14 protein-coding genes are annotated in these 22,969 nt (G+C 35.7%); 3 read left to right on the top strand and 11 right to left on the bottom strand.

Going from position 1 to position 22,969, the window contains the following annotated elements; genetic code table 11:
* Position 1 precedes the first annotated feature (1 nt).
* The gene (locus ABYT26_RS00870; RefSeq protein ID WP_372750988.1) at positions 2 to 3,364 is read right to left on the bottom strand and encodes a gliding motility-associated C-terminal domain-containing protein; all 3,363 of its coding nucleotides are present in this window, start codon (positions 3,362 to 3,364) and stop codon (positions 2 to 4) included.
* A 655-nt stretch (positions 3,365 to 4,019) separates the two neighbouring features.
* On the opposite strand from ABYT26_RS00870, the gene ABYT26_RS00865 reads away from it, so the two are divergent.
* The gene (locus ABYT26_RS00865; protein ID WP_372750987.1) at positions 4,020 to 4,661 is read left to right on the top strand and encodes a class I SAM-dependent methyltransferase; all 642 of its coding nucleotides are present in this window, start codon (positions 4,020 to 4,022) and stop codon (positions 4,659 to 4,661) included.
* A 15-nt stretch (positions 4,662 to 4,676) separates the two neighbouring features.
* On the opposite strand, the gene ABYT26_RS00860 is transcribed toward ABYT26_RS00865, so the two are convergent.
* From ABYT26_RS00860 to ABYT26_RS00815, 10 genes are all read right to left on the bottom strand, one after another.
* Complete coding sequence (locus ABYT26_RS00860) at positions 4,677 to 5,078, bottom strand: acyl-CoA thioesterase (RefSeq protein WP_372750986.1); 402 nt, start codon at positions 5,076 to 5,078, stop codon at positions 4,677 to 4,679.
* A 113-nt stretch (positions 5,079 to 5,191) separates the two neighbouring features.
* Positions 5,192 to 8,431: a carbamoyl-phosphate synthase (glutamine-hydrolyzing) large subunit gene (gene carB / locus ABYT26_RS00855; protein WP_372750985.1), complete on the bottom strand. Its 3,240-nt coding sequence runs from the start codon at positions 8,429 to 8,431 to the stop codon at positions 5,192 to 5,194.
* Between the two features lie 25 nt (positions 8,432 to 8,456).
* A complete protein-coding gene (gene carA, locus ABYT26_RS00850) occupies positions 8,457 to 9,548 on the bottom strand; it encodes a glutamine-hydrolyzing carbamoyl-phosphate synthase small subunit (protein WP_372750984.1) in 1,092 nt (363 codons plus the stop codon).
* Positions 9,549 to 9,590: 42 nt separating this feature from the next.
* Positions 9,591 to 10,928: an argininosuccinate lyase gene (argH, locus tag ABYT26_RS00845; protein ID WP_372750983.1), complete on the bottom strand. Its 1,338-nt coding sequence runs from the start codon at positions 10,926 to 10,928 to the stop codon at positions 9,591 to 9,593.
* 69 nt (positions 10,929 to 10,997) lie between these two features.
* A complete protein-coding gene (locus ABYT26_RS00840; RefSeq protein WP_372750982.1) occupies positions 10,998 to 12,062 on the bottom strand; it encodes a M20 family metallo-hydrolase in 1,065 nt (354 codons plus the stop codon).
* Positions 12,063 to 12,071: 9 nt separating this feature from the next.
* Positions 12,072 to 12,851, bottom strand: a complete 780-nt coding sequence (gene argB, locus ABYT26_RS00835; RefSeq protein ID WP_372750981.1) for an acetylglutamate kinase — start codon at positions 12,849 to 12,851, stop codon at positions 12,072 to 12,074.
* The gene (locus ABYT26_RS00830) at positions 12,848 to 13,981 is read right to left on the bottom strand and encodes an aspartate aminotransferase family protein (protein ID WP_372750980.1); all 1,134 of its coding nucleotides are present in this window, start codon (positions 13,979 to 13,981) and stop codon (positions 12,848 to 12,850) included. Before ABYT26_RS00830 ends, argB begins: the two co-directional genes overlap by 4 nt.
* A 12-nt stretch (positions 13,982 to 13,993) precedes the next feature.
* Positions 13,994 to 14,959 carry an N-acetyl-gamma-glutamyl-phosphate reductase gene (argC, locus tag ABYT26_RS00825; protein WP_372750979.1) on the bottom strand — a complete coding sequence of 322 codons (966 nt, stop codon included), beginning with the start codon at positions 14,957 to 14,959 and terminating at the stop codon, positions 13,994 to 13,996.
* A 1-nt stretch (position 14,960) separates the two neighbouring features.
* Positions 14,961 to 16,157 (bottom strand): argininosuccinate synthase, encoded by a 1,197-nt coding sequence (locus ABYT26_RS00820; protein ID WP_372750978.1) that lies wholly within the window; start codon positions 16,155 to 16,157, stop codon positions 14,961 to 14,963.
* 69 nt (positions 16,158 to 16,226) lie between these two features.
* Positions 16,227 to 16,796, bottom strand: coding sequence for a GNAT family N-acetyltransferase (locus ABYT26_RS00815; protein WP_372750977.1), 570 nt, complete (start codon positions 16,794 to 16,796; stop codon positions 16,227 to 16,229).
* A gap of 953 nt (positions 16,797 to 17,749) precedes the next feature.
* On the opposite strand from ABYT26_RS00815, the gene ABYT26_RS00810 reads away from it, so the two are divergent.
* Positions 17,750 to 18,028, top strand: a complete 279-nt coding sequence (locus tag ABYT26_RS00810) for a hypothetical protein (RefSeq protein ID WP_372750976.1) — start codon at positions 17,750 to 17,752, stop codon at positions 18,026 to 18,028.
* A 381-nt stretch (positions 18,029 to 18,409) separates the two neighbouring features.
* Entirely contained in the window at positions 18,410 to 22,930 is a 4,521-nt protein-coding gene (gene gltB / locus ABYT26_RS00805; protein WP_372750975.1) for a glutamate synthase large subunit, read from the top strand.
* The last annotated feature ends 39 nt before the right edge of the window (positions 22,931 to 22,969 follow it).

The following is a 22,969-nucleotide window of genomic DNA, read 5'->3' as shown; positions in this document are numbered from 1 at the left end:
TCTATCGTTTTATAACAATGTATCCTTTAAATACTTTATTTTCATTTGTTCGAAGAACGTAGAAGTACGTATCTGTTGTTAATTTATTTCCATCTCGATCAAGTCCATTCCAATCATTATTATAATTTAAATCCGTATAAATTTCAACTCCATTTCTATTAAAAATAGACAATTCTATTCCATCAAGATTGTCCGAACCTCTAATTACAAAATATTCGTTTTTATCATCCCCATTAGGTGTAATTACCGTAGGAATAAATAATTTATCAACACTTACAATAATTTCATCAGAATCAGTGCAAGATTGATTTGTCTCCGTCCAAATAAAGATATTTTCACCAAGACCTAGTTGATCAATAAAAGTATTGGGCGAATAGGCATCATAAATATAAGCCGATCCACTATCTAAACTCCATTCACCACTTCCCTCTGTCGATAAAACTGCATTTATCTCTATTTGTTCTGCGTATTCCAGACTAATATCCTCACCCGCATCGGCTTTTGGCTGTTGAATAAAAGTAATATCTATGGCATCATTATCGAAACAAATATCATTATTTTCGGTCCATATCAGCTGATAGCTACCATATTCATCTGCAATTGCAGTAGCATTAGCAGAGCTTGCATCTGGAGAGAAACTAATATTTCCATCTCCTGAATTTACTGTCCAGGTGCCTATTCCTGCACTTTCGTTTGCCGAGAGTGTATATTCTAAACCACAAGCGTCACCACCTAAACCTGCATTAGAAACGGGTTGTTCATAAAAAGCAACCTCTACATCATCGTAAGCAGTACAAGAAGCATTCTCTTCTGTCCAACGAAAAGAGTAAGTACCATATTCATCTACTTTTACCGTACCATTCGCAGAATTAGGTGAAAAATCTGCATTTCCACTGCCTGAAATTTTACTCCAACTTCCAACACCAAAATCAGGAACTGCTGATAATGAAAAGCTCAAACCACATGTATTTCCTCCACTTCCAGCATCTGCTATTGGCTCATCATAAAAAGTAACTACTACGTTATCTGAATCTGAACAAGAACCATTGCTTTCGGTCCATTCAAATTCGTAACTTCCATAGGAATCTACAACTACACTCGCCATAGGATCATTACTATTGGGTGAAAAACTAGAATTTCCAAGACCAGATACTTGAGTCCACGTTCCGATTCCTACACTTGCATTTGCACTAAAAGTAAAATCTAAATCACATTCATCACCACCAATTCCTGCATCGGCAATTGGTTGCTCGTAAAAAGTAACTACTACGTTATCTGAATCTGAGCAAGTACCATTGGCTTCGGTCCATTCAAATTCGTAACTTCCATAGGAATCTACAACTACACTCGCCATAGGATCATTACTACTAGGTGAAAAACTAGAATTTCCAGGACCAGATACATGAATCCATGTTCCAGTTCCCACACTTACATTTGCACTAAAGGTGAAATCCAAATCACATTCACTTCCTCCTAATCCGGCATCAGCCGCTGGGGCTGCTGTGATTGTAAGTGTTAGGGTATCGCTCACCGCTGCACAAGATCCATTGCCGGTTACTGTTTTAATTAATTCTACACTTCCTGAACTTTTATCGGTACTGCCAACTGTATAATCTGGATTTTCATCGCTTGCTGCAGAGAAGCTTCCATCTCCCGATGTACTCCATAAAATAGAATCGGCATTGATAGAGCTACTGCCTGAAATGCTGTAAATATCTTCTGTTGAGCAAATCTCTGCATCAGATCCGGCATCAACCGTTGGGGCATCATAAAAATTAACTACTATGGTATCAGAATCTGAGCAAGTACCATTGCTAACTACAACCAAAAATTCATACTCGCCATAAGCGTCAACTTCAACATCAGTACTAAATGCATCTGGAGTCGTAAAAACTGCCGTTCCAGCTTCTGATATCTTCTCCCAAACAGCATCACCCACACTATTATAAGCACTTAAGTTAGTAGCTAAAGAACCACAAATCTCTTTATCGTCCTCAGCAATAGAAAAAGGTGGTTCGTAAAAGTTAACAGTTATGGTAGCACTATCCACACATGTTCCATTACTAACTGTCCACATAAATTCATAAGTCCCATAATCATTAACCTTAACTTCTGACAGAGGATCTAAGGAATTAGAAAATAAAATGGAATCTGCACCAGATACCTGCGACCAAACACCAGTCTCTGATTCTGAAAGAGCAGCGGCATTAAATATATAAATTTTACTACATACATCGCCACCATCGCCTGCATCGGCAGTTGGTTGCTCGTAAAAATTAACAGTTATGGTATCGCTATCCACACAATTACCATTATCAACTGTCCACTCAAATTCATAGGTTCCGTAAACCCCAACTGTTACAGTGGCAGTAGAGTCTGTATTTAAATCGTATGTAATGGTAGGACTTCCTCCGGGACTTGAAATAGTATCCCAAACACCAACTCCTGTCGCATTGAATGTAAAATTCTTACTACATGCATCGCCACCATCTCCTGCATTTGCAGTTCCACTTTCAGAAATGGTCAAAACCATCTCATCACTAACATCAGGACAACCCAATGAATTCCAGCCTGTTTTGGTTAGGATAATAGAATCCATAGTAAAATCTGTAGCTACTAAAGTATAGGTTGGATTTTCTAATGATGAATTATCAAAGCCTCCACCTCCTGTTGTAGACCATCCAACCGATGATGTATTCGTTGAACTAGTTCCAGAGATAGTATAAGTACTTTCTGAGGCGCAAATCTCAGCATCATCTCCTGCATCTACTGTGATACCAACACATTCATCGTAAATAATAATTTCAAAAATGCCACCCGTTGCATTATTGTGATCCCAAACCCGAATCAGCAAATCATCACCTGCTTCTATGTCTTCAATACTAGTAATTTCAAGAGACTCATTATTAGCTAATTCATATTCTGAATCTTCTATCAGTTCTGGAGAACTACAATCACCTTCATAAATTGCAAATCTAACATTATCCATCCATGCATTGTCAGCAGCATCCGAAACGGTTTCTATAAAAAGTTCTCCTGAGGCGGGAACGGTAATAGAAAACCAAACATCTCCGCCTTTGTAATCTTTTATATCACCTTTAGGCACATTGTCACTACCTGTTGTATCGGAAAGGGATGCATATTCACTGGTAAACTGGGAAAAGGAACTTGAAATAGTCAATGATATCGCATCACAAGGATAGTCGTTTTCAGGGCCAACCAACTCTTCTGCAGCGAACATAGCAAAAAATGAGGATTCATTCCTGCTGTAATTATCACTTGCAAGCAATTGGCTATAGGTTGCCATCACAACCAAAGAGAATAACAATAAAAAAAGCACTACAAAAAGTGAAGGTCTTTTCATTCCATTATTAGTTTATATTATTTCTACGAATTTGTATTAAAAATAATGAAAGCATCTAAAATGCATTACATATTCTCCTATACATGTAACTCAAAGAATTATAGCTGATAACCTTATCAAATTTAGCATGTGAAAAACTATAAGCTAACCAATTGTTAAAGAGAAAACTAGCATTATCGGTGATCCTACTTACTCATTCAATATCAATTTACGTATTTGTTAAAGATTGTTTTTTTCTTTTAAAATTAAATAAAACATCCATAATGACAAGTTTTTAAGGAAGTGATATTGAATATAAATATATTAATGGACGCAATGGATTTAATCCCTGCAACCATATTTCATTCTTACATTAGTGAAAGCCTATTTTTCCTTAATGTTTAGAAAGGAAAAACGAATATCATATGTTTATTCCCCCTTAGGCAGTCTGACTCATGAATGATATTTCTCCAGAAAATAGTCTGAACAAAATTCAAATCACATTTTTAATTTAAATTAACCTTCCTTAGCAGCTGTTAACCGTACTTTGATTTACCTTTGAATTGTAGAGATATAATAAGTAGTTTTATTATAAATTGAGATTAGGGTTAATTGAAAAGGATTAGTTGGTTGCTAATCCTTTTTTTATTGAAAAGAAGATTCATACCTTCATTCAATGGATTCATCACAACTAAACTTTATTTACAAAAACATTCCCCGAAAAGATATTCCCTGGATAAGAAGCAATTTACCCAAATGCCTTCTTAAGTTAGTCAATCAGAGAATTATTACTCCATGCAGAATGGCCGATTTAGGTTGTGGCACTGGCAACTATAGTTTGTGTTTCTCCAAACTAGGGTTCGAAATATATGGCTATGACTTTTCGGAGATCGCCATTGAAAAAGCCAAACAATTATTTAAGACTGAAAATAGAACTGCTTATTTTCATATTCTTGATTTATCAAAACCACTGGTATCACCGAAACTAAAATTCAAATTTGCATTTGATTATGAGGTATTGCATCATATTTTCCCCTTGGAACGTATGCAATATGTAAAGAATATTTTCGAGCTCTTAGAAACAGATGGAATTTATTTGTCGGTATGTTTTAGCGAGGATGATACGTGCTTTGGTAGCAAGGATAAGTATCGCATAACACCTCTTGGAACCCTGCTCTATTTTTCATCTGAGAAAGAAATTGAAAAATTAATGTCTCCTCTATTTCATATTCTTGAATTAAAAACCATTTTGGTAAAAGGCAAACCTAAAGCTCACCAAGCAATTTACTGTTTAATGCAAAAAAAATCCTCTAATTAAAAGAGGATTCATTTTTTAAAAGTACTTAGCAAATAATTCATAGAATACTTCTCCTTTCGAAAGACGACCATTGACTAGGCAAATGGTGAAAACCTTCCCTTTGGCACAAAGTTTACCATCCGAAACTCGATAAATATCCTCATGAAAAATCAATTTTATTCCCTCTCGTTCTATGTACAAACGAACCTCAAAATCATCTCCACTAGTTAATGAACTTTTATAGTCAACCTCAACTCTAGAGACCATAGCATCGATTCCTTGCTCGTGTAGAGCCTTAAAATTATTTCCAATGGAACCTAAAAACTCATGTCGTGCATGCTCCAAATAATTCTGATATACCGAATTATTTACTACCCCTTGAATATCGCACTCATAATCGCGCACTTTAAGCTGCAGTGTATAAATATATTTGCTCATTATCCGTTTTTTTTATTAATAAAGTTAGGCAAAAGCACTAAAATAAAAAGACCTGATGGCATTCTGCACCTATCAGGTCTTCTCTTATTTATAAGATTTTAAACAACTATAATTTACCAATCGTGTTTTGGTTCTACATAATCGCTAAAACTGTTTATTCCTAAATCGGATTCGTCTTTTTTACAAAAAGAATAAACAAAAGCAGAAGCCAATCGTGCATTGGTAACCAAAGGCACATTCAAATCGATGGCTGTTCTTCTGATCAAATAATCGTTATTCAATTCTGATTTGCTTAAATTCTTAGGCACATTAATCACCAAATCAACTTTACGATCCCTGATTAAACTTTGAGCTGTAACATCAGCATCTTCATCAGGCCAAGCAACACTTTCAATGGTAATTCCATTCTCTTCAAGAAATTTTGCGGTTCCTCTTGTTCCATACAATTTATGTCCTCTTGCTTCAAGCATTTTTGCACTTTTCAAGAGCTCAATTTTTGAGCGAATAGGACCACTACTAATTAGCACAGCCTTCTTCGGAATTCGATACCCAACTGATAACATGGCTTTTAATATCGCATCGTAATAATCTGCTCCCAAACAACCAACTTCACCTGTTGAGGACATATCAACACCCAAAACAGGATCTGCTTTCGACAATCTTGAAAAAGAAAACTGAGAAGCTTTAATACCAATGTGCTCCAACTCGAACATGGAAGGTAAATTAGTAGGAATATTTACATCCAACATTGCCTGTGTAGCTGTTTCAATAAAATTAAAGTTCATCACTTTAGAAACAAATGGGAAACTTCTACTGGCACGAAGATTACACTCAATCACTTTAATATCATTATCCTTTGCCAATAATTGCATATTGAAAGGTCCAGTAATATTTAGAGATTTTGCAATTTTACCTGCAATTTTACGAATTCTACGAATTGTTTCGAAGTAGAGTTTTTGTGGTGGGAACACCAGCGTAGCATCTCCAGAGTGAACTCCAGCAAATTCTACATGTTCCGAAATAGCATCAATAATAATGTCGCCATTTTTAGCTACACCATCAAATTCAATTTCCTTAGCTTCCTGAATAAATTCACTAACTACAACAGGATACTGCTTGGATACCTGAGCCGCTAAATCAAGGAAATGCCCTAACTCATCTGGATTTGATACCACATTCATGGCAGCACCCGAAAGTACATAACTAGGACGTATTAAAACTGGAAAACCAACCTCGTCAATAAAGTCATTGATTGCTTCTTTGCTAGTTAACTCATTCCATCTTGGTTGATCAATCTTTAAATCATCGAGCATGGCAGAGAACGTTTGTCGATTCTCAGCTCTATCAATAGATTCTGGAGATGTTCCCAACACTTTAACCTCTGCTTTATGCAAGCGCATGGATAAATTTTGTGGAATTTGACCTCCTACCGAAACAATTACGCCTCGAGGTGATTCCAAATCAATAATATCCAAGACTCTTTCAAAAGATAGCTCATCAAAGTACAAACGATCACACACATCGTAGTCGGTACTTACTGTTTCAGGATTGTAATTGATCATTACCGATCGTAAACCTTCCTTGTTTACTGCATTAAGGGCATTTACACTACACCAGTCAAATTCCACCGAAGATCCAATTCGATATGCTCCAGATCCTAAGACAATAACCGACTGATTGTCATTTTCATAAGTGATATCATTTTCATCTCCACTATAAGTCAAATATACATAATTGGTTTGAGCAGGATATTCTGCAGCAAGCGTATCTATTTGCTTAACAACGGGAATAATTCCTTTTTCTTTTCGATATTTTCTTACATCTAAAAGTTCCGATTCCATATCTGTCTTCTCGGATTTCAATACGAAACGAGCTACCTGAAAATCAGAAAAACCATACACTTTTGCTGCCTTAAGTAATGCATCAGGTAATTCCTGTAAAGAATTGTACTTCTGAAGATTCCACTTTAACTTTGTAATGTGTTCTAACTTACTTAGAAACCATTTATCAATAGCAGTAAGATCATGTATTTTATCGATAGAATATCCTTGTTCGAACGCTTGAGCGATAGAGAAAATACGCATGTCGGTTGGGTGAGACAATTCCTGATCAACATCCTCAAATTTGGAATGAACGTTTCCAACAAAACCGTGCATTCCCTGACCAATCATTCGAAGACCTTTTTGAATTGCTTCCTCGAAATTACGACCAATTGCCATTACCTCTCCAACACTCTTCATACTGGAACCAATCTCTTTGGTCACTCCTTCGAATTTATTCAAATCCCAACGAGGAATCTTACAAACCACATAATCCAAAGCTGGTTCGAAACAAGCAGTAGTTGTTTGTGTAACGGTATTTTTTAGTTCATGCAAAGCATATCCCAAACCAAGTTTTGCAGCCACAAAAGCCAATGGGTAACCGGTTGCTTTTGAAGCTAAAGCTGAAGATCTCGACAAACGAGCATTCACCTCAATTACACGGTAATCTTCTGAATTAGGATCGAGAGCATACTGAACATTACACTCACCCACCACACCCATGTGACGAATGATTTTAATAGCCAAAGATCGTAGTTTGTGGTATTCGGAATTAGTTAGTGTTTGCGATGGCGCAATAACAATACTTTCACCAGTATGGATTCCCAGTGGATCGAAATTCTCCATATTACAAACCGTAATACAATTGTCGTAAGCATCACGAACCACCTCGTATTCAACTTCTTTCCAACCTTTTAAAGATTCTTCCACCAAAATTTGGCTTGAATACGACAATGCATTTTCTGCCAATTTTTCCAGTTCTTCCATATTGGAACAGAAACCACTTCCTTGTCCACCTAAGGTAAATGCGGCACGTACAATAATTGGGAAACCCAATTTTTCAGCTGCTTTTAATGCCTCTGGAATCGATTCTACCGCATACGACTGAGGTGTTTTTACATCAATCTTACGTAACTCGTTGGCGAATATCTCTCGGTCTTCAGTTTTAATAATGGTCTCGATTGGAGTTCCCAAAACTTGAAGATTGTATTTCTTTAGTAATCCGGAATTAAAAAGTTCAATTCCACAGTTTAATGCTGTTTGTCCTCCAAAAGCTAAAAGGATTCCATCTGGTTTTTCTTTTAGGATCACTTGCTCTACAAAAAAAGGAGTAACCGGTAAAAAATAAATCTGGTCGGCAACTCCTTTCGAAGTCTGCACCGTTGCAATGTTTGGATTGATTAGTACCGTATAAATTCCTTCCTCCTTCATGGCTTTTAAAGCCTGCGAACCTGAATAGTCAAACTCCCCAGCCTCACCAATTTTCAGTGCTCCAGAACCTAATACCAGTACTTTCTTTATATCTTGCTTCATTTTATTTGCGAATTAAAGGACTTACTTATTGTTTTTGACTTTTATAATCTTCTATCATTTGAATAAAATCATCGAACAGAAATTCTGTATCTGTTGGACCACTGGAAGCTTCAGGGTGAAACTGAGATGCAAAAAATGGTTTGCTAATGTGTTTAATCCCTTCGCAGGTATTATCATTAGCATTCACAAATAAAGGCTGCCATTCCTCTGGCAAACTGTCCATATTTATGGCATAACCATGATTTTGAGAAGTGATAAAACAACGCTTACTGTTTTTCAAAACAACAGGTTGATTATGACTTCTATGTCCGTACTTTAATTTGTAAGTATCTGCTCCTGCAGCCAAGGCCATTAGCTGGGTTCCCAAACAAATTCCCATTATTGGAGTATCTTTTGAAAATGCAGATTTCAGATTTGCAATTGCTTTTACATTTTGTTTTGGATCTCCAGGACCGTTAGAAATGAACAAACCATCGTAATCTTCCTTGGTAAAATCATAATCGTGAGGTACACGAATAACAGTTGTGTCGCGTTTCAACAAACAACGAATGATATTGTTTTTTACACCACAATCGAGCAACAACACTTTATGCTTTCCTTTTCCGTACACGATTTTTTCCGAAACACTTACCTGAGATACCAAATTCTCTAAATTTGGATCTTTCCATTCTGGAACCTGATCTTCAAAAACAATTTTAGCCAGCATACTACCTTGTTCTCGTAGCTTTTTTGTTAATGCACGAGTATCAACACCATAAATTCCTGGAATTTTATGTTGTTTCATCCAATCTCCTAGGCTCAAGCTTGCATTCCAATGACTATAAGCCTCGGTATAATCAGATACAATAAATGCAGAAACCTGAATTTTATCTGATTCGTAAAAACGAAACAATTCATCTTCCTGCATATCACCTGGAACTCCATAGTTACCAATCAATGGAAATGTACTAACTAGAATTTGCCCCTTGTACGAGGGGTCGGTTAAACTTTCCGGGTAACCCGTCATTGCTGTGTTAAATACCATTTCTCCCGCAATGGATTCCTGATAACCAAATGATGTACCGATGTACTCGGATCCATCCTGTAAAATTAATTTAGCTTTTGTCTCTTCTGACATAAAAGTTATATAAAATGGTTAAATATAAATTTCCTTAACTGTTTAGATTCTATTCAATAAATTCATGTAAGCTTCTTTGGTTTTATTGAAATTAAAGCCAACAAAAATTTCATTCATCTTCTCTATAATTTGATCATTGCACAAATTTCCAATACTCCCTTCATGAACATGATTTATGCTGCCTTCGTATTTGAAATTTCCTTCCTCTACAATTTGCCCAATTTTTTTATAGGCATCACGAAAAGGAATACCATCAAGAACCATCTGATTTACTTCTTCTACTGTAAACATGTACTTGTAGCGTTCATCCTTTAGTACGTCCTTGTTAATTTTCACCTCAGTTAACATGATTCTAGTCATTTCCAAACAAGCAATCATTTTATCGAAAGCAGGCATAAAGAATTCCTTTGTTAGTTGATAATCTCTATGATATCCAGAAGGAAGATTGGAAGTTACAGCCTGAATTTGCGCGGGCAACATCTGCAAAGCATTTGCATGAGCACGAATTAATTCAAAAACATCAGGATTTTTTTTGTGTGGCATAATGCTACTTCCAGTTGTCAGCTCGTCAGGAAAACTTAAAAAATTAAAGTTCTGACTGTTATACAAACAAGCATCCATAGCTAATTTTGCTATGGTCATAGCCATATTTGCTAGTGCTGAAAGTACGGTAAATTCCATTTTGCCACGTCCCATTTGAGCATAAACTACATTATAGCTTAAATCTCTAAAGCCTAGTAATTCTGTTGTCATACGTCGGTTCAAAGGAAAAGAAGAACCATAACCTGCACCCGATCCTAATGGATTTTGATTCACTACCTTATATGCAGATTGCAAAACCATTAAATCATCAGTTAAACTTTCGGCATAGGCTCCAAACCACAAACCAAAGGAAGAAGGCATTGCTACTTGCAAATGTGTGTAACCTGGTATTAAAACATCTTTGTACTCATTACTTTTGGCAATTAACTCATCAAAAAGCAAACGTCCTTCGCGAACAATTTCCTCTAATTTATTTCGTGTAAATAGTTTTAAATCCAAGAGAACTTGATCATTTCTTGATCTTCCACTATGAATTTTCTTTCCTATATCGCCTAAAGCAAGAGTTAACTGATATTCTACTTGAGAGTGAACATCTTCGGTTCCATCTTCAATTACAAAATCATTATTTTTTATGGAGGAATAAATTTTTCGTAATTCCTCTTGTATCTTCTTTAATTCTGTTTTTTCCAATAAGCCAATCGATTCGAGCATTTCGATGTGTGCTAACGAACCTAACACATCGAAAGCTGCCAACTGAAGATCCAAATCGCGATCCATACCAACCGTGAATTGTTCAATTTTTTTATTAACCTTTACGCCTTTATCCCAAAGTTTCATAGTAATTCTCTTTAAAGTAGGTGTTTAATTTATGGTTCTATTTCATTCCATATTTTAAATCTCAATAACCTATAGTTTTAAACCATTCAATAAGTTATAATATTTTTCGATTCCTTTTTCGATTTCTTCCAAATAGATAAATTCATCTGCACTATGGGATCTTGCCGAATCTCCTGGTCCCAATTTTAAGCTGGGGAATCCTTTCATAATGGATTGATCCGATGTTGTTGGAGATCCATAATATTTCATTCCTAAATTCAAGCCAGCTTGAATCAAAGGATGCTCCATAGGAATTCCGGATGAATTCATCCGAAATGATCTGGCAACTACCTGACTTTGTAACTTATCTTTAATAATGTCAAAAGCCTTTTCGTTAGAGTAGTGCTCATTGGTTCGAACATCAACCACAAATTTACAAGATGCAGGAACTACGTTGTGTTGAGTTCCTGCATTAATTTGCGTTACACTCATTTTTACAGCACCCAACATCTGCGATTCCTTAGGAAATTGATAGGAATGAAACCATTCAATGTCTTTCATTGCAATACTTATAGCATTTACACCTTCGTTACGAGCTGCATGTCCAGGAACACCAATTGCTTCACAATCCAAAACCATTAAACCTTTTTCGGCTACGGCCATTTCCATTAAAGTTGGTTCACCAACAATTCCCACATCAATTCGACCAATCTCATCCTGAATCAATTCAAAACCTCCAGTTCCTGATATTTCCTCTTCAGACGAAGCTACAAAAACACGATTGTAATTCTGAATTGTCTCATCCAAGGCAAGAAAGCTCGCCATCAAAGATACCAAACATCCTCCAGCATCGTTACTTCCCAAGCCATATAATTTTCCATCTACCACTTCTGGGTTAAATGGATCTTTGGTATATTTTTCAGAAGCTCTAACGGTATCAAGATGCGAATTCATAAGAAGAACTGGTTTTGATGCATCAAAATTTTTGTTGAACACCCAAACGTTATTCCCCTTACGGTGCACCTGATAATCGAAGGCAATCAGTTTCTGTTCCATTAAATCAGCGACCTCTTTTTCCTCCTTACTATACGACCGAATGGAAATTAGCTCTTTAAGTGTATCAACCGCTATTTTCGTGTACTTTTCAATATTCATATCATAAAACTATGCAGTAACAACCTGTGTACCTGATGATAAATTATTTTCCATGGAAACAAAATTTCCAATAAACACCTCTTCTACCCCTTTAGAAAGTGCATAAAATGCATTCTCTGTTTTCGGCAACATTCCTGCGTTAATTTTTCCTTGTTCAACCATGGCAAAACATTTTTCCTCAGACAATACGGGAATTACACTACTATCGTCCTCTGAATTTAGGAGTACACCCAGTTTTTCGAAGCTATAAATCAATTTCACTTTATAAAAACGACTCAACGCTACAGCCACTTCTGTTGCAACCGTATCGGCATTGGTATTAAATAATTGTCCCTCTCCATCATGAGTGATGGGTGCAATTACTAAAACCGAATTACATTCAATCTGTTTGCACAGAGATAATGTATTTACAGCAGTAATATCACCAACAAAACCAAAATCGATCTTTGTATTCTCTCTTTTTTCAGCTCTAATTAAATCCAAATCGGCACCGCACATTCCCATTGCATTTACGCCTCTAGCTTGCAATGCTGCAACAATGTTTTTATTAATTAAGCCTGCGTAAACCATGGTAACCAATTTAAGGTTCTCTGCATCTGTGATCCGTCTTCCATCAATCATTTTGGTTTTAACACCCAATTGACCCGCTAAATCGGAAGCAAGTTTACCTCCGCCATGAACCAATACAATTTTGCCACTCAAATTTGCAAAAGAATCTAAAAAGTCTTTTAATTTTTCAGGATCGTCAATTACATTCCCTCCAACTTTCACTACTGTTAAATCGATCATACTAATACAGTTTTGGTGGTTTCTTGAAATGCTTCGATGAATTGATCTACTTCTTTTTTAGTGATTGAAAGTGGAGGTAGCAAACGAAGTGTTTTGCTTCCTGATGCTCCCGTAAAAATGCCATGCTCCTCTAAAAGTTGTTTTCGTATTGTCGGCATATCTTCAAGGTCGACACCAATCATCAATCCTTTTCCTCGAATTGCTTTTACCGCTTTATTGGTTGCTAATTTCGAAATTAAATAAGCTCCCAATTCACTTGCATTTTCAAGTAATTTTTCTTCATCAATGGTTTCGAGCACCGCCAAGCCAGCAGCACAAGCTAAATGATTTCCTCCAAAAGTAGTTCCTAACATTCCAGGCCAAGCATCTATTTCTGGGGAAATAAGTACACCCGAAATAGGAAATCCATTTCCCATACCTTTTGCTGTTGTTATGATATCTGCTTTAATATTTGCATACTGATGAGCGAAAAACTTCCCTGTTCGCCCGTAACCAGACTGAACCTCGTCTAAGATCAACAAAGCTTTATATTTTTTACACAAACGTTCTGCCGCTTTCAAAAATTCAACCGAAGGTTCTACTACTCCGTTAACACCTTGAATTCCCTCAATAATTATTGCTGCAACGTCACTTGCAGCAAGCTCTTTCTCTAGAGCTAAGGAATCATCCATGGCAATAAAAGCAACTTCGTGTTTTGCATTAAAATTAGATGATAATTTAGGATTATCAGTTATTGCCAAAGCTCCTCCACTTCGTCCATGAAATGAGCCTTTTATCGCTACAACTTTTGATTTTCCACTGTGAAAAGAAGCTATTTTTAATGCATTTTCATTCGCTTCAGCGCCGGAATTGCACAAGAATAGATTGTAATTACCATAGCCACAAATCTGACCCAATTTGTATGCTAATTTCTCTTGAATATCATTTTTTACTGCATTCGAATAAAATCCAATACAATGCAGTTGGTGTTCAATTCTAAAAATATAGTGAGGATGGCAATGTCCAATAGAGATCACTCCATGACCGCCATAAAAATCAAGGTATTTGTTTCCTTTATCGTCAGAAACATAAAGACCTTTTCCGTTCACCAAATTTATTTTGTAAGCATTATATACGTCAAATAATTCCATTTTTTTCTTTCTTTAAAATCCAACTGGTTTTAAGCCCAATCCTACTGTTTCAGGAATCCCGAAAAGTAAGTTCATATTCTGTACTGCCTGCCCCGAAGCTCCTTTTAGTAAATTATCTACCACAGAAATAATCATTAGTTTTCGACCATGCTTTTCCAGATACAAAACACATTTATTTGTGTTTACAACCTGTTTTACATCAGGTACTACGTTTGATATTGAAACAAAAGGATGAGTTTCATAGTAGTTCTTGTACTTTTCAATTGCTTCTTCAATTGACCAATCACAATCGGTATATATTGTTGCCATTATTCCACGGCTAAAGTTCCCTCGTACTGGAATAAAGTTGATCTCTTTATCGAAATTAGTTTGCAACTGCAAAACCGTTTCTGTAATCTCAGCCAAATGCTGATGAGTAAATGCCTTGTAAACAGAAACATTATTGTTTTTCCAACTAAAGTGCGAAGTTGTACTCGGATTTTGACCTGCGCCAGTAGATCCTGTTATTGCATTTACATGAATGTCCGCTTTTAGTTGATTTTCTTGAGCCAAAGGCAACAATCCAAGTTCGATACAAGTAGCAAAACAACCTGGATTTGCAATTTTAGTAGCCTTTTCGATTGTACTTTTATTTACTTCCGGCAAGCCATACACAAATCCTTTTTCATTTGATCTAGGTCTAAAGTCGGTACTTAAATCAATAATTTTCAATCCCTTTGGCAAAATATTTTTTTCTAAAAACAACTTAGTTTTACCGTGTCCAGAGCAAATAAACAGAACATCAACTGATGAGAAATCCGGCTGAGAAAATTGTAAATCTGTGTCGCCTAATAAATCTCTGTGGACATCCGTAATTGGATGTCCATTATGACTTGTACTTTGAACAAAAGTAATATTTGCAAGTGGATGCCAGATTAAAATTCGCAGCAATTCCCCTGCAGTATATCCAGCTCCACCAATAATTCCTATTTTCACCATACTATTCTTGATTTACTGTGTAATAAATCTTCATTGAATTGGCCAAAATATTCGTAAACCCTTTGACATCATCGGCGGTCCATCCTTTACTAGTTTCGCCATATTGACCAAAAAGATCTGTCATTAAATCATTTGGAGAGGTAATTCCTTCTACCATAAAATACTTAGGGCTTAAGTTCAAAATAACAGTACCCGTTACTTTCGACTGAGAATCGACTAAAAAGGTCTCCATATTTCTCATTACAGGCTCTAAATACTGAGCTTCATGCAACAGCATGCCATAAAAATTAGCTATTTGCTCTTTCCAGTGCATTTGCCATTTTGTAAGCGTGTGTTTCTCTAATGTTTCATGCGCTTTAATAATCATCAAAGGGGCTGCAGCTTCGAATGCAACTCTACCTTTGGTTCCAATAATTGTATCACCAATGTGCATATCGCGACCAATACCAAACTGAGAACCTATGGCCTCAATTTTTTTAATGGCTTCAAGTGGAGTTAACTTTTCATCATTTACACTTACTAATTCACCTTTTTCAAAACCTATAATCATTTTTTCTGATTCGGTTTTAACAACTTGCTTAGGATAAGCCTCTTCTGGCAAAGGTAAATTAGAAGACAAAGTTTCTTTTCCTCCAATACTTGTTCCCCAAATTCCTGCATTAATTGAGTATTTCATCTTTTCAAAATTGGCTGTAATTCCATTTTCTTTCAGATAATTAATCTCAGTTTCTCTGCTTAATTCTAAATCTCTTGTGGGGGTAATAATTTCGGCATTAGGAGCCATAATTTTAAAGATCAAATCAAATCGAATTTGATCATTTCCAGCACCTGTACTACCGTGTGCAATATAATCAGCACCAATGGAATGTGCATATTGAGCAATCGCCATAGCTTGGAAAGCTCTTTCTGAACTAACTGACAATGGGTAAGTATTGTTCTTTAGAACATTTCCCATAATCATGTATTTAATACATTTATCGTAGTATTCCTGAGTGATATCAAGTGCTGCATGTTGAATAACGCCCAACTGCTTTGTTCTCTCTTCAATATCTGCTAGTTCTGCATCACTAAAACCACCTGTATTGCCTAGAACTGTGTACACATCCATGTTTAACTCCTTAGATAAATAAAGTGCACAATATGTTGTATCTAAACCTCCGCTATATGCTAATACTACTTTTTTCTTAGTTGATGTCATTATAATGTTCTTTTGTGGTATATAAAATTGTTTATGATTTAATGAAATTGCTTTTCCAATTCTGAATATCTATTTTTTATCCTTTTTAAAAGGATCGTATAGCATACCCGTGCACAAGCACATTTTACGATTGGTACGTTGCAGTATATCGTAATTGATACAACTAGCACAACCTTTCCAAAATGTCTCATCGGTCGTTAACTCTGAAAAGGTAACGGGTCTATAGCCTAATTCCGAATTGATTTTCATAACAGGAAGACTTGTGGTAAGTCCGAATATTTTTGCTTCAGGATAACGCTTTCTGGAAAGTTCAAAAGCTTTGGCTTTAATCATTTTGGCCAAACCAATAGATCGGTATTCCGGATCGACAATAAGTCCTGAATTGGCTACATACTTTCCATGTTCCCAAGTTTCTATATAGCAGAAACCTATTACTTTATCCTTGTCGAAAGCTATGATTGCTTTCCCTTCCTGTATTTTTTGTACAACGTACAAAGGATTTCTTTTTGCAATTCCTGTTCCGCGAATTTTCGCAGCAGCCTCAATCATATCACAAATTTCCTGGGCATATTCATAATGCCTTAAACCTGCACTAATGACACTAATTTCTTGTTCAATCACCATTGATGTATTTATCATTTTATGCTACTATTACTAGATTTCCCAAAAAAGTGCTACAGCTGTTAAGCACAACCACTTGTTATTTAATTGTACAAAAAAGTCCGCTCTGGCGGTCTGATTGTTTTGTTCTCGAAAACATCGTTGTCGAAAATCTAAGGAGTTGAAAAAATTCATTTTTTTTTATTTTAATTACTTGATACAAAAAAAGCCCACCGTGGAATAACGGTAAGCTTATATACTATTTTATATTTCAATTACAGAAATAAAAAGCTCATCCGTCCCTCCCGGGTAACAGTTACTACGCAAATGGCGTCGACTTTCTGTATGGATTATTTGTTTCATTTCTATATAATTAAATTCAAAAAAAAGGCTTACCGATAAAAACGGTAAGCCTTTTAAATATTGTTGCTAATCATTGATTACACGACAATACGACATCAACCGCTTTTCCAAAAGGAGAGCTGTATCTTCGTCGTCGTATGCTATCAAATATGATCATTTGTTTATCGCTTATAAAAATTCAAAAAAAATGCTTTCCGATATGGAAAGCTTGGAAATAATTTATACCAACACTACCCTATCATTTAAGATAAAGATCTATTAAATCGACGTCGAATAAATTGTTTACTTTCCATTGCTATTTTGTTTTGTTGGTTACAAAGATAAATGCAAAAAACAGTAAAAACCTAATAAAACAATCATTTTTTTCAATCAACATGCATTTATAACCTTTGCACAACAAATACCACCTATTATCACTTCCTCTCTAACTCTAAATAACTATACTTCTCTCAAAAAAACTTACAATATCAATTCTTACTACTAAAAATCCCACTTTTGAGTATTTGGAAATCTAAATAATACCTATTTATGATTTTTTAACAATTATAAATCTGTTTTTTCACCAACCATTTATACATTTCGCCGTAGAATTGAACTGTGTACTAAAAATTTAAAGACTTGTAAACATCATGGAATTTAAAAAAATTGTTGGGTTTGTGCTGTTGGGTTTAGCTATCATCACTTTCTTTCTTTACCTCTCTCTTCCTTTTATCATGTCTGGATCGAACAAAATCATTCTTTTTACGGCATCGGTTTACCTTCTTAATAAGGTTTTCTTCTATTCCTCAATTTATATTCTTGGCAAACAGTTTATTTCCAAAATAGGAAAATATCTTCCTAATTGGATTGAAAAGCCACTTTTAAAACTTTTAAAAGTTCAAACTATTTCCAGCAAAAAACAGAATTAAAGAATATAAACATAAACTAAAGTAAAAATCCTAGATTGACCTAAAAAACAATCAATTGTGTTTTTAGTAAGCTTCTGAAATTCACCGAACACAGTGCTATAATATTTATGATTTTTTTTTAGCTTTTCAATCGTTTTCGCTAGTCAAGTTAACAATAACGTTTGCTTTTGTCTTTTTTTTTCGTTTATATTTGTGGCAACGGATTAGACAAGCTAAAAAAAGATATCACCTCGATCTTTGGGTGTTTCTTAAGTTAGGACAACGACTATCGGATTCTTTAGTGTCGTTATGAAATTTATAGAATAGGGGATTTCTATATTTCTCGGTGTTCCTTTTTGTAAAAGATAAAATCATTTCCTGGCTTCGCACTAAAAATTGCCTATGCGAAACCTTAGACCAAAACAGCAGGGTCTGTACGACCCTCAGAATGAACACGACAATTGTGGAATTGGCTTTGTTGCCAATATTAAAGGAAAAAAATCTTTCGAAATCATTTCTCGAGGACTAGAGGTGCTTTGTAATATGGAGCATCGAGGAGCTCGTGGTGCCGATAACGTAAGTGGTGATGGTGCCGGTATTTTAATGCAATTACCTCACACTTTTTACAAGAAAATTGGAATTCAACTTCCAATAGAAGGTAAGTACGGTACTGGTTTAATTTTTTTACCTAAAAATGAACCTGAAGAAAAATTCTGCCTCGAAATTCTTATCCAAATTTTGGAGGAAGAGGGTTTGGAATTTCTTCAATTGAGAGATGTTCCTACAGACACAAACGCTATTGGAGAAATAGCCAAACAATCTGAACCTCTGATTAAACAAATTTTCGTAGGTGGAAATTACGAACAAGATGATTTAGAACGAAGACTATATTTAGCTAGAAAACAAGCTGAAAGTTATATTCGGGCAAGTAAATTGAAAGAGAAAGAGATGTTTTACATTCCTAGTTTATCTTCCAAAGTACTTGTTTATAAAGGAATGTTTGCAAGTGATCAACTAGGTAAATATTATACAGATCTTCGAGATCCACGAATGGAAAGTGCAATCGCTATGGTTCACTCTCGTTTCAGTACAAATACATTTCCATCTTGGGATTTAGCTCAACCATTTCGGATTGTTGCTCACAATGGTGAAATTAACACCATTAAAGGAAATCGTTTATGGATGCAAGCTCGCGAATCTCTATTAAAATCAGAGATGTATGGTGACGACATCAAAAAACTATTCCCTGTTGTTGAACCTAACAAAAGTGATTCAGCATCTTTTGACAATGTTCTAGAGTTTTTATTCCTTACTGGTAGAAGTTTACCTCATGCCTTAAGTATGATGGTTCCTGAGTCTTGGAATGAGAAAAACCCAATTCCAGAAAGCTTAAAAGCATTTTACGAATACCACTCTACTTTTATGGAGCCTTGGGATGGACCTGCTTCTCTGGTTTTTTCTGATGGAAGATACATTGGAGGAACACTAGATAGAAATGGATTGCGTCCTTCACGTTATGTAATCACGCATGATGAAATGATTGTAATGGGATCAGAAGTGGGTATTCAGCATTTCAAACCAGAAGAAATCAAAGAAAAAGGAAGATTGCGCCCGGGTAAACTATTACTTGTCGACACACAGCTTGGAATCATCATTCCTGATGAAGAGGTAAAGTCTCAATTGACTTACCGTAATCCATATCAAAACTGGTTAAAAGAAAACCGATTAGATTTAAAAGCTATTCCTGTTGAAAAAAGGGTTCCTTCAGATATTGGGGATCAATTTTCTATTTGTCAGAAAACTTTTAACTATTGCAAAGAAGACTTTGAAAGAATTCTTCTTCCAATGGCTACTGGCGGTCAAGAACCTGTAGGCTCAATGGGAAATGATGCACCAATACCTGTATTATCACCTAAGCCACAACTATTTTTCAATTACTTCCGTCAATTATTTGCTCAGGTAACCAACCCTCCTATCGATTCTATTCGAGAGAATTTAGTGATGGATTTAACCAATTACATTGGATCGGTTCAAAAGAACCTATTGGAAGAAACAGCACAACACTGTAAATTAATTCGTTTTAAAAGTCCACTGATAACCAACACAGATCTTGGTAAAATCAAAAAACTTAAACACGAAGAATTTAGACATAAATCCATTGACATTCTATTTAAAGCTGCCGAAAATGGTGCTGGTTTAGAAAAAGCTTTGGATGACATTTGCAAACAAGCCGAAGAAGCCGTTGATGAGCAAAAAAATTACATCATACTTACAGATAGAAATATCTCAAGTAAAATGGCTCCTATTCCTGTTTTATTGGCAGTTGCCGCAGTTCATCATCATCTGATTAACAAGAGAAAGAGGATGCAAATTGGACTTGTTGTAGAAACAGGTGAAGCTAGAGAGGTAAATCACATTGCCTTGCTAATTGCCTACGGAGCGAGTGTTATTAATCCATACATGAGCTATGCTGTTATCGACAAATTAGTAAAAGATGGACGAATTAGTCTTGAATACAAAACAGCCCGTAAAAACTATATTAAAGCAGTAAACAAAGGCTTACTTAAAGTGATGTCGAAAATGGGAATTTCTACAATAGGAAGTTATCTGGGAGCCCAAATTTACGAAGCTTTAGGTGTTAGCAAGGAGGTTATTGACAAATATTTTACAGGAACCATTTCGAGAATTGATGGTATTGGTTTAAAAGAAATTTCAGAAGAGGTTTTATGTCATCACAAAAAAGCTTACTCTGAGATTGATCCTTTCGACAATCAAGATTTGTTGATTAACAATGGAAATATTCATTATCGAAAAAATGGAGAACCTCATAGTTGGAATCCTGAAACTATTGGTCTATTGCAATGGGCAACTAGAACTAATAATTACGAAAAATTTAAAGAATACAGTGCAATTGTAAATAAGGAAACAGCTTCGCCTAATTTTCTTAGAGGGTTTTTCGATTATAAGAAAAATCCAATTGATATTAGTGAAGTTGAACCTGTTGAAAGCATCATGAAACGATTTTGTACTGGTGCCATGTCGTATGGCTCCATATCAAAAGAAGCCCATGAAGCTCTTGCAATTGCGATGAATAAAATTGGTGGCAGAAGTAATACAGGCGAAGGTGGCGAAAGTTCTAAACGTTTCTATTCCAATGCAAGAAGTTCAATCAAACAAATCGCATCTGGACGTTTTGGCGTAAACACCGAGTATCTTGTTAATGCAGATGAGCTACAGATAAAAGTTGCGCAGGGAGCAAAACCTGGTGAAGGTGGCCAGTTACCAGGATTTAAGGTAGACAATATTATTGCTAAACTTAGGAATTCAACTCCTGGGATTACTTTAATTTCTCCTCCACCCCATCACGATATTTACTCCATTGAAGATTTAGCACAATTAATTTTCGATTTAAAAAATGTAAATCCACAAGCTTGCATAAGTGTAAAACTGGTTTCTGAAAATGGTGTTGGTACCGTTGCCGCAGGTGTAGCTAAAGCAAATGCTGATCTTATTGTAATTGCTGGTTGCGAAGGTGGAACTGGAGCTAGTCCATTAAGTTCAATTAAAAATACAGGCTTACCTGTAGAATTAGGTCTTGCTGAAGCTCAGCAAACCCTTGTAATGAATGACTTAAGAGGAAGAATTAAATTACAAACAGATGGACAACTAAAAACTGGAAAAGATATTATTTCAATGGCCTTATTAGGAGCTGAGGAATTTGGCTTTGCAACAAGTGCATTGGTAGTATTAGGATGTGTTATGATGAGAAAGTGTCATTTAAACACATGTCCTGTAGGTATTGCTACTCAAAACAAAGAACTTAGAAAGAAATTCTTAGGTCGTTCGGAGTGGGTGATCAATTACTTCCGTTTCTTAGCTGAAGAATGCCGTGAATTAATGGCTGAACTTGGATTCCAAAAATTTGATGATTTAGTGGGGCGTTCTGATCTCCTAATAAAACAGAAAAATATCAATAAATGGAAAGCCAATACAGTTAGCATTGAAAACTTAATTCATTTGCCTAAAACTGATGGACATACTATTTGTGGAGTTAATTCTAAAATAAGGACAATCGGAGAAGTAATAGATCATGATTTAATTAAATTATCAGCCAAAGCCCTTCACGATGGTGAGAAGGTATGGATTGAAAAGAAAATTAATAATACTGATAGAACCACTGGAGCCATGCTTTCGGGTAAGGTTGCCTTAATGAAACCGAATAAGGAACTTCCAGATAATACCATTCATTGCATTTTTAGAGGATCGGCAGGACAAAGTTTTGGTGCATTTCTCGAAAAAGGAATAACATTCCGCTTAATTGGAGATTCTAATGACTATTTCGGTAAAGGCCTATCGGGAGGGAAAATTATAGTTTACCCTTCAGAAAAAAGCAAATTTAAACCCGAAGACCAAATTATCATAGGCAACACAGCACTTTATGGTGCAACTAGCGGATCAACCTACATAAGAGGAATGGCTGGAGAACGTTTTTGTGTTCGTAATTCTGGTGGTAAAGCGGTAGTTGAAGGCGTAGGAGATCATGGCTGCGAATACATGACTGGAGGTAGAGTTGTAATTCTGGGAAAAACAGGAAGAAACTTTGCTGCTGGTATGAGTGGCGGAATTGCTTACGTTCTAAATATGGATGATAAATTAGATTATTTTTGTAATAAGAGCCTTGTATCGCTTGATCCTGTTGAGACTTCACAAGATGTTCATGAACTTCAACAAATGATCCACGAGCACTTGTTACTAACACAGAGTAGTGTAGCCTCAAAAATACTTACTAATTGGGAAGAATACCTTCCTCACTTTGTAAAGGTTATCCCTTACGAATACAAAAAAGTATTGGAAGAGAAAAAACTGAAAAAGATTCACCGAAAATTAAAATTGGCACAATCTCAGACAGAAATTCATGAGTAATTAATGATCGGGAAAGGAAAAATTACCCTTTCCTGGCAT

Source organism: Labilibaculum sp., assembly GCF_041595635.1.
In the GTDB taxonomy this organism is placed as follows: Bacteria; Bacteroidota; Bacteroidia; order Bacteroidales; family Marinifilaceae; genus Labilibaculum.
Note: the sequence above shows the minus strand (reverse complement) of the source record. Positions and strands in the feature narration are given on the sequence as shown.